The 13,907-nt window shown below is 36.4% G+C and carries 11 protein-coding genes and 1 pseudogene; 6 read left to right on the forward strand and 6 right to left on the reverse strand.

Annotated elements, in window-relative coordinates; all coding sequences use genetic code 11:
- Positions 1-15: 15 nt before the first annotated feature.
- The 4 genes from ABH966_RS08505 to ABH966_RS08520 form a co-directional block, all read right to left on the reverse strand.
- The gene (locus tag ABH966_RS08505) at positions 16-894 is read right to left on the reverse strand and encodes a DMT family transporter (RefSeq protein WP_370077463.1); all 879 of its coding nucleotides are present in this window, start codon (positions 892-894) and stop codon (positions 16-18) included.
- A 592-nt stretch (positions 895-1,486) separates the two neighbouring features.
- Positions 1,487-2,737, reverse strand: coding sequence for a glutamate-5-semialdehyde dehydrogenase (locus ABH966_RS08510; protein ID WP_370077465.1), 1,251 nt, complete (start codon positions 2,735-2,737; stop codon positions 1,487-1,489).
- Between the two features lie 12 nt (positions 2,738-2,749).
- Positions 2,750-3,844, reverse strand: coding sequence for a glutamate 5-kinase (gene proB / locus ABH966_RS08515; RefSeq protein ID WP_370077467.1), 1,095 nt, complete (start codon positions 3,842-3,844; stop codon positions 2,750-2,752).
- Positions 3,845-4,335: 491 nt separating this feature from the next.
- Positions 4,336-4,719 carry a sodium:proton antiporter gene (locus ABH966_RS08520; protein ID WP_370077471.1) on the reverse strand — a complete coding sequence of 128 codons (384 nt, stop codon included), beginning with the start codon at positions 4,717-4,719 and terminating at the stop codon, positions 4,336-4,338.
- Between the two features lie 286 nt (positions 4,720-5,005).
- On the opposite strand from ABH966_RS08520, the gene ABH966_RS08525 reads away from it, so the two are divergent.
- The 3 genes and pseudogenes from ABH966_RS08525 to ABH966_RS08535 all read left to right on the forward strand — a co-directional run bounded on the left by ABH966_RS08525 (position 5,006) and on the right by ABH966_RS08535 (position 7,601).
- Positions 5,006-5,629, forward strand: a complete 624-nt coding sequence (locus tag ABH966_RS08525) for a LysE family translocator (RefSeq protein ID WP_370077473.1) — start codon at positions 5,006-5,008, stop codon at positions 5,627-5,629.
- 14 nt (positions 5,630-5,643) lie between these two features.
- Positions 5,644-6,441: a DUF1835 domain-containing protein gene (locus tag ABH966_RS08530; protein ID WP_370077475.1), complete on the forward strand. Its 798-nt coding sequence runs from the start codon at positions 5,644-5,646 to the stop codon at positions 6,439-6,441.
- Between the two features lie 338 nt (positions 6,442-6,779).
- Positions 6,780-7,601: pseudogene (locus ABH966_RS08535) on the forward strand (prolipoprotein diacylglyceryl transferase).
- Between the two features lie 100 nt (positions 7,602-7,701).
- Here ABH966_RS08535 and ABH966_RS08540 read toward each other — a convergent pair.
- A complete protein-coding gene (locus ABH966_RS08540) occupies positions 7,702-8,586 on the reverse strand; it encodes a LysR family transcriptional regulator (protein ID WP_370077477.1) in 885 nt (294 codons plus the stop codon).
- Between the two features lie 449 nt (positions 8,587-9,035).
- On the opposite strand from ABH966_RS08540, the gene ABH966_RS08545 reads away from it, so the two are divergent.
- From ABH966_RS08545 to ABH966_RS08555, 3 genes are all read left to right on the forward strand, one after another.
- Positions 9,036-9,788, forward strand: coding sequence for an alpha/beta hydrolase (locus ABH966_RS08545; RefSeq protein WP_370077479.1), 753 nt, complete (start codon positions 9,036-9,038; stop codon positions 9,786-9,788).
- Between the two features lie 315 nt (positions 9,789-10,103).
- The gene (brnQ, locus tag ABH966_RS08550) at positions 10,104-11,441 is read left to right on the forward strand and encodes a branched-chain amino acid transport system II carrier protein (protein WP_370077481.1); all 1,338 of its coding nucleotides are present in this window, start codon (positions 10,104-10,106) and stop codon (positions 11,439-11,441) included.
- A gap of 390 nt (positions 11,442-11,831) precedes the next feature.
- Positions 11,832-12,644 (forward strand): DUF6612 family protein, encoded by an 813-nt coding sequence (locus tag ABH966_RS08555; RefSeq protein WP_370077483.1) that lies wholly within the window; start codon positions 11,832-11,834, stop codon positions 12,642-12,644.
- A gap of 374 nt (positions 12,645-13,018) precedes the next feature.
- Here the strand turns inward: ABH966_RS08555 and ABH966_RS08560 are convergent, their stop codons facing one another.
- Positions 13,019-13,777, reverse strand: a complete 759-nt coding sequence (locus ABH966_RS08560) for an SDR family oxidoreductase (protein WP_370077485.1) — start codon at positions 13,775-13,777, stop codon at positions 13,019-13,021.
- Positions 13,778-13,907: the final 130 nt, after the last annotated feature.

Genomic DNA, 13,907 nt, shown 5'->3' on the forward strand with positions numbered 1-13,907 from the left:
GAAGATAAATAAGGATTAAGTCTGAGGCACACGCTTTTTCTTCGGTACGTAAATTGTGTAAAAAATGCCACCAAAAATTAATACAATACCAACTGTTTGCATGAAGCTTGGCATAAAATCAAGCAACAGCATATCAAGCAATATAGCCACTACTGGGTCAACAAATACTAATACTGAAACTAGAATAGTAGAGAGGCTACGAATACTATCAAAAAATAAATAATAAACAAATCCTGTATGAATAAAGCCTGTTCCTAAAATATATAGCCAGTTTGTTGTCGTTAAGCCATCAAATAACGAAAAATTAACAAATGGCAATAGTATGATAATTCCAACTGCAGTTTGGATATATGTTAAGGCATAGGAACTAAGCTTTGTGATTGTTTTACTTGTAAGCATCGTAAACGCGTAAAACAATGCAGACAGTAATGCCCAAATAAAACCTGATTTCATAAATTCAGAGAGTGTCATAAAATTATTTAAACCAATAATGAGCATACTGCCGATAAAGCAAGTAACTGTTGCTAGCAATGCTTGAATAGTCATCTTTTCTTTTAAAAACAACGCGCCAAATATTAATACGAATATTGGTGCTAAATTATAGATAGAAATGGCAATGGAAATGGACATTTCTTCAAAGGCTTTAAATAAAAATACCCAGTTTAAGACAATAAAGACACCGCATAGAAGTGTACGTAATATCTCCTTTTTATCCCATATTTCCGTTTTGTGACCACCTGTGATCAGCCACATTCCTCCTAGAAAGAGGGTAGCACAAATACATCTAACAAATACTAGCTCGGTAGCAGGTACGCCAGTATGAACGGTAAAAAATCCAATAGAGCCAAAAAGGGCCATTGAAACAGTTAGTTTGATAATCGCTGAAATGTTCATCCAAAACCTTCTTTCTATAAAATTATTATAATTTTTGTCGCTTGTGAAAATAGGGGAAACTTAACGTTATTTCGCCCCGTTCTCAAAGTTATTCGCTCAGATAGAGTAAGGAACTGCTCGGCTAAGAGAAGAAATCGTTCAGGTAAAGGCTGGAACCGCTCGGCTAAGAGAAGAACCCGCTCAGGTAAAGGCTGGAACCGCTCGACTAAGAGAAGAATTCGCTCAGGTAGAGTGAGGAACTGCTCGGCTAAGAGAAGAATCCGCTCAGGTAGAGTAAGGAACCGCTCGACTAAGAGAAGAACCCGCTCAGGTAAAGGCATGAACTGCTCGACTAAGGGAAGAATTCGCACAGGTATAGTCTCGAACTACTCAGCTTGGAGAAGAATCCACCTAAGCATAGTCTAGAACCGTTCGGCTGATGAGAAGAATTCGTTCAGGTATAGTCTGAACCCGCTGAGTTAACAGTAGAATCTACTCAGATGGAAGACGCCCCCAGCACCTTTACAAATCTATCAATCCTTAAGGTTCAAAAATAAGGAAAGAAAGCCGACAGTTGACATACGCTGTCGGCTCTTCATTAATAGTTCTACAATTATTCACGGATTTGGCCGTTACCGTGAATGTAATACTTTGTTGATGTTAATGCTGGTAAACCCATTGGTCCCCGAGCGTGTAATTTTTGCGTACTAATGCCGATTTCTGCACCGTAGCCGAATTCAAAGCCGTCTGTGAAGCGAGTGGAGGCATTGTGATAAACAGCTGCAGCATCCACACTATTTAAGAACGTATCTGCTACTAACTGATCCTCAGTCATGATGGCTTCAGAGTGGTTCGTGCCGTATTTATTAATGTGTTCGATTGCTTCATAAACGTTTTCCACAATTTTAACGCTGATCTTTAAATCTAAATATTCAGTTGCATAGTCTTCAGCTGTTGCTAGTTGAGCGAATTCAAGAGCTTGACAAACGGTTTCATCACCAATAATTGTCACACCGGCTTGATGCATAGCACTTAGTAGCTGTTTGCCGTGCTCCTTAAACCAATCAGGATGAATAAGTAAGCTTTCGGCTGCATTACAAACCGATGGGCGTTGCGTTTTCGCATTGATACAAATTTTTTCTGTTTTTATGTAATCGGCCGTATGGTCCACATAAATATGACAGTTGCCAGCACCTGTCTCTAGTACTGGTACAGTGGCTTCATTTACTACTAAATCAATAAGTGCTTTTCCGCCACGAGGAATTAATACATCTAAGTATTCTTTTAAATGGAATAATTCTTTGACAGTTTCACGATTCGTATCTTCGATTAATTGTACAGCGCCTACAGGGATAGACGTTTTGCTAAGTGCACGATGAATACTTGCCACAAGTGCTACATTAGAAAATTTGGCAGAAGAGCTACCACGTAAAATGACTGCATTACCTGTTTTCAATGATAATGTTGCCGCATCCACTGTAACATTAGGTCGCGCCTCGTAAATCATCCCGATAACGCCAATAGGCACTAGACGCTTTTCAATCAATAGTCCATTATCTTTTTCTATTCGCTCTAAAAGACTACCTACTGGATCATTTAATTCAACAAGTAACTGAATAGCACTTGACATAGCTTCCACTCGTTCTTTGTTTAGCATGATGCGATCAAGTGTAGAAGCGGGCATTCCTTGTTGCTTGCCATGAGCTAAATCCTTTGCATTTTCAGCAATAATAGTATCTTGGTCGATGATTAATTGCTCAGCAATTTTTGTGAGAGCCTCATTTTTTTCACAAGTTGTTTTAATATTTAAAATATAGCTGGCGGCTTTTGCTAGCTTTCCTTTTTGTTGAACTTCACTTGTCATGTGAATTCCTCCTTAATTTGTTTGAATTTTTAGCCATTTATCTCGGTGAATGACCTCAATAGGATAGTTCGCTAACTCATCTGTACGTTTTCCCATCGCATGTGCTAACTCTAGGGAAGAATATAAGACCTCACCACGACCAAGCAGTCCATTGTCACTGTAGACCTCGACAACGTCTCCATTTGCGAAGTCACCTTCGACACGGTATACACCAGCGGGTAACAAGCTTTTCCCATTTGCCAATAGTGCATGCTCAGCACCGCTATCTATAAAAATTTTACCAGATACTTCCGTGAGTGCAATCCACTGTTTATTATTTGTTAAAACAGCAAGCGCATCATGCTCAACATACGTACCATCACCACGGCCTTCTAGTATGTCTACAAGCTTTTTAGCACCGTGGCCAGTTCCGATAAAAACTTTGACGCCTGCATTTAAAGCTGCTCGAGCTGCAAGTAATTTAGATTCCATACCACCTGTACCGACCTTCGAGCCTGCACCATCTGCAAAACCTAGCATTTCATCAGATACCTCTGTTAATCGATCAATGCGTTTGGCCTCTGGGTTTTTATTTGGATTGGCGTTATACAAGCCATTGATATCTGTTAAGATAATGAGCTGATCGGCATGAACGAGACCACTTACAAGAGCCGATAACATGTCGTTATCTCCAAAGGTTAATTCGCTAACAGATACCGTATCGTTTTCGTTAACGATTGGCAGTATAGAGCGCTCTATTAATTCTTCAAAAGTGGCATAGGCATTTTTATAGCGCTCCTTTTTTGAAAAATCAGTACGTGTTAATAAAATTTGAGCAGGTACAATATCATAAATACTAAATAAAGCATTGTAGGTTTGAATAAGTAAACTTTGCCCAACTGCCGCTGCAGCTTGTTTACCTTTTACTGTAACGGGTCGGGAAGGGTACCCTAGCTGTTTAAAGCCTGCTGCAACTGCACCTGATGAAACAAGCAATACTTCATGACCGTCTTTTTTTAATTCAGCTATCGCTTGAACATGGTCCATTAAACGTATTTTATCAATTTCACCTTTTGCATTTGTTAAGGAGCTACTCCCAATTTTGACGACGATTCTTTTTCTTTCCATTGCAATACCTCCAATTCGCCATTACATTTGCATTATGATTTAAACTTTAGCAGCTGCTAAGATTCGCTAAAAATTAAAAATAAAAAGCCTTTTCATCCTAATAAATTAGGACGAAAAGGCCGCTTTCCGTGGTACCACCTACATTGAACGTCATTGACATTCCACTTTACCTCATAACGCTTGAGACTGCGCCTAGTTTAGCTAGGACGTTTTACGAAGTAGGTTCTTTAGTCTTTCTTGTACAATGCCTTACAGCCGATGGGCATCGCTCTCTGATCAAGCAGTTTCTAGGTACTAGTCTTCGCCGCTGTTATTTTAATAATTGAATATCTTTTTGAATGATGTCTCATTCCTCAAAAAGTAATTGAATAAAGAATGCACTACTTTAGCAAGTCTGTCAAGCTGATTAGGAATGTTAATAAAAAGTTTCGAATAAATTAGTAGGTAATACTGAACAATCGAGGGTACGTTGAGAGGAAAACACAACTTTTTTAATTGTACCACCAGATTGCGACTAATAGTGGGAGCATCGCTATAACAATTACGAAAAAGCTCCATAATATTTGTTTTCCTGAAGACATATTTTTTGGTTTTATACTCATTTGTTCATATAGTTCGTTGATGGCACGTTGTTCTTTAGCATAAAGCATGGTTTGAAATTCATCGTAATCTTGAATATAGCTTGAGGGAGGGCGAGGGCTAAAACGTAAACTTCGAATATCATCAGTAATCTCTTTTTCACCCATAAAATAAGTAATAACTGGTGCTAACCCTGAATTTTGTGCAGCTTGTACTTCGATATCATGTGTTTTCATTTTATAATAGACATTTCCTTGCTCGTCTTCATATTGCTTTACAATATCACTTACTGCCATCGACAAACACCTCTTTCTCCAAAACAATACGACTTTTACGTTATGATAATATTTATTATAATGTATTAAAGAAGAAAAGTGTTGCTTAAACGAGCATAATCGCTTAGAGATTTTTTGTAAAAATTTAGAAAAAGCAAATCACCATGTAGTATAATGGAAATAAAATCATATTATAATGGTTCTTTTCTAAAAGTAATTGTTCATTACCGAAAGTTGGGTGTGACATTTTGTAAAAACGTATGTTATGTTGATGAGCCTATTAAAAATATGGAAAGAAGGGGTAGTATTGACGTTTTCAATGTTATTGGCGTTTTTAGGGGCAGCAATTATTTTAACATTAATGCCAGGACCAGATAATTTATTTGTTCTTGCGCAAAGCATTACACAGGATAAAAAGGCGGGTATAGCGACATCACTTGGTCTCTGTACAGGCTTGCTCGTTCATATAGGAGCGGCTGTTCTAGGAATCTCAGCTATTATTTATCAATCAACAGTTATTTTTTCTATTGTTAAGTTTGCAGGAGCAGCGTATTTATTGTATTTAGCTTGGCAATCGTTTCGCGCGAAAGGTGATCCATTCACGCTGGAACAGCAAAATGAACAAGCCTATATGACGTTATATCGAAAAGGTATTTTAATGAATATTTTAAATCCAAAAGTTTCTTTATTTTTCTTAGCACTATTGCCACAGTTTGTAAATCCTTCTAATGGTCATGTAGGTTTACAGATGTTAATTTTGGGTATTGTATTTTTAGTACAAGCGCTTATACTATTTTCATTATTTAGCATTTTTGCCGGTAAAGTTAGAAAAGTAATTATTGGTAAGCCTGCAATTGCTAAACGATTAAATATGATTCAAGGCATACTTTTCACTTTTATTGGGATACAAATAGCGCTGAGTAAACAGTAAAATGGGGGATTTTCATGGCAATTTTACATATAACGTTTAGCTTATCTACACAGGGTTCGATAAAACACGCGATACGACAGCATCATTTACAACGAGATGAATCAGTGCTTAGTGTCAATGAGATTTTCTCGATTGGTCCACTAAGCAGCGCAGAAGAACGAAAAAACTGGCTAGCAGCTCATATCTTTAGGGACAATGAAGAACGTGAATTGTACGAGGATCTTCAACAAGCATGGAAGAAAAAAATTGCAGGTTTACCGTGCGATGTTGATGTCTGGGTTTGGTACAGCCAAAGTACTCATGAAGAGATTGGGTTGCGACTTGTTATGAGCGAGTTGATCAATAAATGTAGTATGGTATATGGAATTGATGCTACAGAGGGCTTAAAGCGTGTACAGCCAAACATGAAGATTCGTCAATCAGGTGAACTTGCGTCAGACTTGCTAATGAAGCTCCGTTCTGAGGCTAAGCGGTTTTCTATTGATGAGTGTCAGGAACTTGCAAAGGAATGGGAAGAGCTAAAACAAAACCCTAGTACACTACGAATTTGGCAAGATGGAATTGTACATGTAGCGGAAGACGCATTGGATCCTATCATTATGGAAAGTGCGGAAAGAGCACATGCCGAACTAAATGAAGAATGGCTTATACCGATGCGTATCATCGGTGAAACAATTGGTGCAATTGATGACTATATAAGTGAAGAATTTGTGGAAAAACGCTTGATGACCCTTGCAAAGCAGGGACTTTTTGAGATCGATGGAAATACAACAGATATGTATTCGTATCAAGTAAAATATGTAGGAAAGTAATAATAAAATGCTTTGCAGTAACCACCTTTCGTATGAAGAAGGTGGTTTTTTGAGTTGAAGAAAATTGTCTTGTAGTGTACCTCATAAAATGAGAAAGTACTCATGTTTTGAGCTCTTAAATAGGGACTGAAAGAAAGCTTGGCAAACTGAAGGAAACACCAATAATTATGCTTGCTGCGAGAGATAGCATTATGAATCGAATATTGTATAGACCCCTTATTGCTAAAAAATAAATGATAATTTTGGTTTTTATTTAGAGAAAATTTACTTTGTGGATATAATAGGTGTAATGAAAATCACCAACAATATGAAATAAATTAAGTTTAAGGAGGAAGAGTATGTATAATGAACTTCTCAAAGTAGGACCGATAACCATATATGGGTATGGATTATTGATTGCACTGGGCATATTCCTTGCATACCAACTCATTGTTTATCGTGCTAAAAACCGTCAGTTTGAATTATCACAGAATTGAGCTTCAGGAAGCCCACTGCTTTAGCTGTGGGAGTAGTCAGATGTTTATTCTTTGACAGTGTGGGGATTGATAGGTGGTTTTACTGGGGCAAAGCTTTTGTATTGGATTACTCAATTCCCAAATATCATCAAGAATCCTAGCATTATTTGGAATATCGGTGAAGGATTTGTTGTTTACGGTGGAATTATTGGCGGGATTTTGGCCGGTTTCATTTATTGTAAACTACATAATATTAAATTTTTGCAACACCTTGATCTTTTTGTCCCCTCAATTGCACTAGCTCAGGGATTTGGAAGGATTGGCTGTCTACTTGCTGGCTGCTGCTATGGAGAAGAAACACATAGTCCGTTTGGAATTACTTTTCATAACTCAGAAATTGCACCGAATGATATTAAATTAATACCTACACAAATTATGGAGAGTGTGTTTAGTTTTACATTATGTATTCTTTTGCTTCTATTAGCGAGAAAGACTAAAAAACCTGGATTAGTTTCTTGTGTGTATTTGCTTCTTTATAGTGCAGGTAGATTTGTAATTGAGTTTTACAGAGGTGATGTAATTAGGGGACAAGTAGGTATATTTTCAACTTCGCAATTTATTGCATTACTTATCGTCCTTGTGACTAGCCTAGTATTAGTTTTATCACAATACCATAAGAGTAAATATACAGGTAAAAATGCATAACCATTTGAATATTTAAAGATAAGCGAGTAACAAATACGCAGAACTGAAATTGTTACTCGCTTTTTTGCTTTAGCTCGTTTATTAATGAATGATAGGGCTGTCAATTATTTTTATCGTAAAAATCGAATACAAATTGTTGAAATTGCCGTGCTGAAGGTGGAAGATATCGATTTTCAATCCAAGCCATACCTATTATCCGTTCACAAACCATATCCTCTACACGAATTTTAGCTAATTTATTTGGATTCAAGTCTTCGTCAACAGGCAGTAACGACACGCCGAGGCCAGCACCTACAAAACCAGCTACGGTTGATACCTCATCACCTTCAAAAGTAATCTTCGGTTTGATACCTGCAGCATTTAATAATTTATCAGCTGTACGGCGCAATGCGTAACCCTTTTTCATCAGTACAAAATTCTCATGTTCAAGTTCCTTCATTTTAATGCTTGTCCGGTTAGCGAAGGGATGGTCAATCGGCACCATAATATAAAGCTCATCACGCCACAGCTCCTTCCAGCAAACAGGGGGCTCCGTGTCGATCGATGCAAGTAAACAAAGGTCTAACTCTCCCGCGAGTAATTGCTTCAATTGGGAATGTGAGTAATTTTGTGTAAAGTGAAAGCGTATATGCGGATGGTTCTGACGGAAAGCGCGAATCAGGTCAGGTACGATGCTAGTCCCAAGTGTATGTAAAAAGCCGAGTGATACATCTCCTAGCTCTGGATTATTGAGCTCCTGTAATTCTAGAACTGCTTTTTCATATTCCTTACGCATGCGTTGGACACGATACAAAAAAAGCTCGCCATATCGGTTGAGCATAATCGAACGTCCTTGTCGGTCGAACAAGGGTACTCCTAATTCCTCTTCAAGCTTTGAAATCGAACGACTTAATGCTGGTTGAGAAATTGCTAATGCTTCAGCTGCACGAGTCATATGCTCAAGCTTTGCTACTGCTACAAAATATTCTAATTGCTGCCACTCCATTTTTTCACCTCAATTCCCGTTATTTTGAGTTAACTGCATTATAACGGTAAAAGAGTAGGAAGTATAGGCACATCAAATGAAACTTTAATCAGTGGGGATTTTCCCGCTGATTATTAGTCTTCATCAATCGGATATTACGGGCAGTTCATCTCTTTACTTCGCTGAATTTTAGGTAGTACTCTTGTACCTGTCACTTCACTTTCCGTACAGATAAATTACTGACTGTTAATGCGGGATGAAAAATTTTTTTAAAAATGAAAGCACGTAAAATGAGGAATGAAAAATAAAAGTAGCAGAAAGTGTGATATAACAGCCATTAACCTCACATCATTAATGCACAAAAGACATTAATATGATAAAAACTATAAATTGTACATTATGAATAAAGGGTGTTAAGATAGACACATAAATTACACAATTACAAGTTTCCGTGAAGGGGATATTATAAAATGAATTTATCAAAGCCACAACCTCTAACAATTGAGGGAGGCAAAAAAGCCGTACTATTACTGCATGGATTCACAGGTAGCACAAAAGATGTGAAAAAGCTAGGTGAATTTTTATCAAAACGTGGTTATACAGTTCATGCACCGATTTATAGTGGGCATGGTGTAGAACCAGAAGCATTACTTGAAACAAGACCAGAAGACTGGTGGAACGATGTTGTGGAAGGTTATAACTTCCTAAAAAGTAATGGTCATGAAGAAATCGCGGTAGTAGGAATTTCACTTGGCGGCGTATTTTCGTTAAAAGTAGCAGAGACGTTTCCTGTGAAAGCATGTGTTGCCATGTGTGCACCAATAACACGCGATAACTCAAAAGGCTTATTTACACGTTTATATCATTACGCTCGTTTATATAAACATTTTGAAAATAAATCAAAAGATCAAATTATTTCAGAATTACATGAATTACGTATTACACCTAAGGATTCATTAGATGGTGTGACACGTTTAACAACAGAAACACGTGATGACTTATCTACAATCAAAGCACCTACATTAGTATTACAAGGTTCATTAGATGATGAGCTTTATCAAGAAAGTGCGCCATTCATTTTAAATACTGTGGAAACTGATGATAAAGAGATTATTTGGTATGAAAATTCTGGCCATATTATTACATTAGATAAAGAGCGCGATAAAGTGTATGAGGACGTATTTAAGTTTTTAGATCATGTAGAGTGGTCTGTCGCAAACTAAGGAGCTGTCAACAGACAGCTCTTTTAGTTTTGTCTACTTAAAGCTAAGAACTGTACAATTAACGATTATAAAAGAAAAAACTATTGTTTTTAAAATAAATGCCTGATACCATAGTGGAATTGTAGAAAGAAATCACTTCGATTTAAATTATCGCAATAGATTAATTTCGCCTGTACCTGGCGCTACGCTTTCGGTACAAAAGACATTTGTAACTGACGTTTCACTTTCGCTACCAAAACACTTGTAGCTGACTTTGCTTTCTCTACAGAAAATAATTGCAGAAAGAAGTTAAATACATCTAAGGAGTACATCAAAATGCAACAGAAAATACCTTTTTCAACATATGCAGTCATTGGTACAATGCTTTTCGGACTGTATTTTGGAGCAGGGAATCTTATTTTTCCAATACAGCTTGGACAATTAGCAGGGACCAACTTTTGGTTTGGCCTAATTGGATTTTTAGTAACAGCTATCGGTTTACCGTTTCTAGGTATTTTAGCTATTGGTTTATCAGGTAGTAACGGTTTGCGTGACTTAGCGAGCCGTGTTCACCCATTATTCGGTGTCATCTTTTCATTAGCCCTCTATTTAACGATCGGTCCTTTTTTTGCGATTCCACGTACAGCGACAGTTCCGTTTGTTGTTGGCTTTGAACCTTATATACAAGCCGAGCATACAACACTTTTACTTGCTTTATTTAGCTTCGTATTTTTTGCCATCGTTTTTTATTTCTCATTGAACCCAGCGAAAATTATGGATTATATCGGAAAATATTTAACACCAGCATTTTTGATTGTGTTATTTATTTTAATTATTATTAGTATTGTAAAACCGATGGGACATTTCCAGCAGCCAATCGGGGATTATATTGATTCAGCATTTATGACAGGCTTTAAAGAAGGCTATAACACAATGGATGCATTAGCCTCATTAGCATTTGGTATTGTCGTTATTAACGCAATTAAAAGCGCAGGAATATCAGATAGAAAGGAAATTGCTAAAGCCACGTGGAAATCTGGTATTTTTGCCATGGCATTAATGACGTTAATATATGGTTTAATAACGTATATGGGTGCATCGAGTATTGATGCTGTTGGTACATTTGATAACGGTGGCTTAATATTTGCTGCAGTGGCAGATCACTATTTTGGATCATACGGGGCTATTTTATTGGCAGTTATTATTGTCCTTGCTTGTTTAAAGACAAGTATTGGCTTAATCACATCTTGTAGTGAGTTTTTCCACGAAGTGTTCCCGAAAATAAGCTATAAATGGTTTGTTTTCTTATTGTGCGTTGTGTCATTTACAATTGCCAACTTCGGATTAACGAATATTATTAAGTTTGCCATTCCAGTGCTAATGTTCTTATATCCGTTAGCAATTGTCTTAATTGTCCTTGCATTATGTTCATCACTATTTAAAATTAAGCAAACGGTCTATGCGATTGCAATGATCTTTACAATTTTTATTAGTATCATTGATGGTTATAAAGCGTTAGTGGGTAACATTCCTGCAGCGAAACTAGGTTTTTTTGATGCGATTGCAAAAGCTTATTCGAACTTTTTACCTTTTTACGACATGGGCTTAGGATGGATATTACCAGCGTTAATTGGTGCTTTTATAGGATACTTATTCCCAGCAAGGAAAGCCTAAAAAATTAAAAAGGGGCTGGGACATAACTAAATGGTTCCTTCATAAAGCCGAATAATCTCTAAATTAACAAAACACGATAAATAGAAAAACCGAACTATTCCGAAACACTTCATGAGAGTTTCATTGGATAGTTCGGTATTTTTGTTGGCTGAAACACATTTGTCCCAGCCTCTTTTTGTTTTGAGATTTATTCACGTACTGACGTAAAGCTTGTAAAAATGCAGTTTTCTCCAATTTAGCTCCATTTGTAAATATTGAGGCATTTTAAGCAATTATAGTTGATAACTTTAACACTGATAATGATTTTTTCGGTAACAATATAATTTAATTGGTTAAATTAACCATATAAGGATGTTATTATAATTGTAGTGAATTTTGAGGAGAGATATTATGAAGAAAAAATTATTGCAATCTTTCATGTTAGTCCTAGTGCTTCTTTTGATAGCCTGTAGCAAAGAAGAATCCAAGGATTCGATTGGGGAAGTTTCGGAAGGTATTTCAAAAGCGACAGTAATTAACAATGTACTTGAACAAACCATTACAAGCTATAAAATGAAGACAGAAGCAACTATCGGAGCTAAAACTATAGGATTTAAAAATGAACAATTAGAACAAACTCACACAATGGATATGGTAGTTCAGAAGGAGCCTCTTCTTATTTATTATAATTACGTTGATCCTGAAGATGTGACTGAGGCTTATATTGATATTGATAGCGAATTTTACAATGTTAATAATAACGAACGCTGGTACAAGATATCTGTATTAGATATGGATGAAAAGCAAGAACTAGTAAGAGATGGATATTTTTTAGGCGATATTAAGAGAATGCTGGAATTTGAAGACATATTTCAACTTCAGTACAGAGAAGATGAGTACATATTGATTGCCAAAGTGACCGATTCATCAGATAAAAAGAGTCTAGCATTTGTAACAGATTATGTTGAAAATACTATGAAAAGGGAATTGGAAACAAAGCACCTAAAGACAAAGATTAATGAAGTCAAATATACACTAATATTCAATAAAGACTTTTTATTGAAATCATCTAATATTATTGCGAATATAAATTTATATGAAGAAATTGGAAATTCGAATGTGATTTTAAATTCTGATACCGTTTATTCGGATGTAAATAATGTAAAAAAATTAGTTATTCCTGAAGAAATTAGTAGGAACGCCATTAAAAAGGAAGAACTTTAAAACACACAATTCTGGAACAATCGTACTAATTATGAAAGAAGGCTGTTCTATTTTTTAATAGCTAGAAACAAGTATCATTTTGTAATCATCTACAATTTATGAAATGTTAAATATGAAAGAATAATACTTTGTTATGTTGAATTTCTTCAGCATTTATGAAATACGTGTTTATTTACCTGAAGGAATTAGAAAATATAGAGCATTTCAAACGAGAACTTAAAATATAGTTGAATACTATAATTCGAAACGGATAAAGACCAAATACAAAATGAGTTCGATACAATATCGAACTCATTTAAACATACCAACTAATGAAATAAACTTGACTAACTTTTTGAGATCACAATTTTCTTTCAGATGTGCTAAAAACGAAATTAGTAAGCTGTCCAACCACCATCAACAGCAATTACTTGTCCGTTGACAAAGCTTGCTTCATCTGAACCAAGGAATATAGCAAGCTGAGCGATTTCTTCAGGTTGTCCAGCTCGTGGGTTAATGGACAAACCTAGTGATTGGCGAGCTGCACCTGTTTGACTCACATTTGTCATGGAAGAAGCAATGTTTGTGATCACTGCACCTGGAGCGATACCATTACAGCGAATATTTTTATCTGCATACATAAATGCTGTGTTTTTAGTGAGACCAACAACAGCATGCTTAGAAGCAGTGTAGGCAGCCCCAGCACGAGCGCCATATAGGCCGCCAGCAGATATGTTGTTAATAAAGACACCATGTCCTTGAGCAAGGAAAATCTCTGTCGCCATACGCATTGAACGCATAACAGCAGTTGTATTTACCGCAAATACTTTGTCCCATCGTTCATCAGACACTTCACCTACTGGCTCCATGCCATCCATAATACCAGCATTATTCACTAAAATATCTAATTTACCATAAGCATTTTTTGTTTCATCAAATAAGCGCTGTAAGTCTTCTGTTGATGCAACATTTGTTTGAATAGCGATCGCTGAGCCACCAGCTGCTTCGATACCTTCAACAACAGCTTGTGCACCTTCTAAATTTAAGTCAGAAACTACGACCTTTGCTCCTTCTTTTGCATAGCCTTCTGCAATTGCTTTACCCATACCAGACGCTGCACCTGTTACGATGGCTACTTTACCTTCTAATCTCATCACAAAAACCTCCTATAATTTATGTTTATTCACCAGAGTTTGTCCCAGTGATTTCGAGGATATAATATGTTAAATATTGAACATGTGTTCATTAAAATAATATAATAATTTTGTAAGCGATTTCAATGCG

This window comes from Lysinibacillus sp. RC46 (assembly GCF_041262385.1).
Classification (GTDB): Bacteria; Bacillota; Bacilli; order Bacillales_A; family Planococcaceae; genus Lysinibacillus.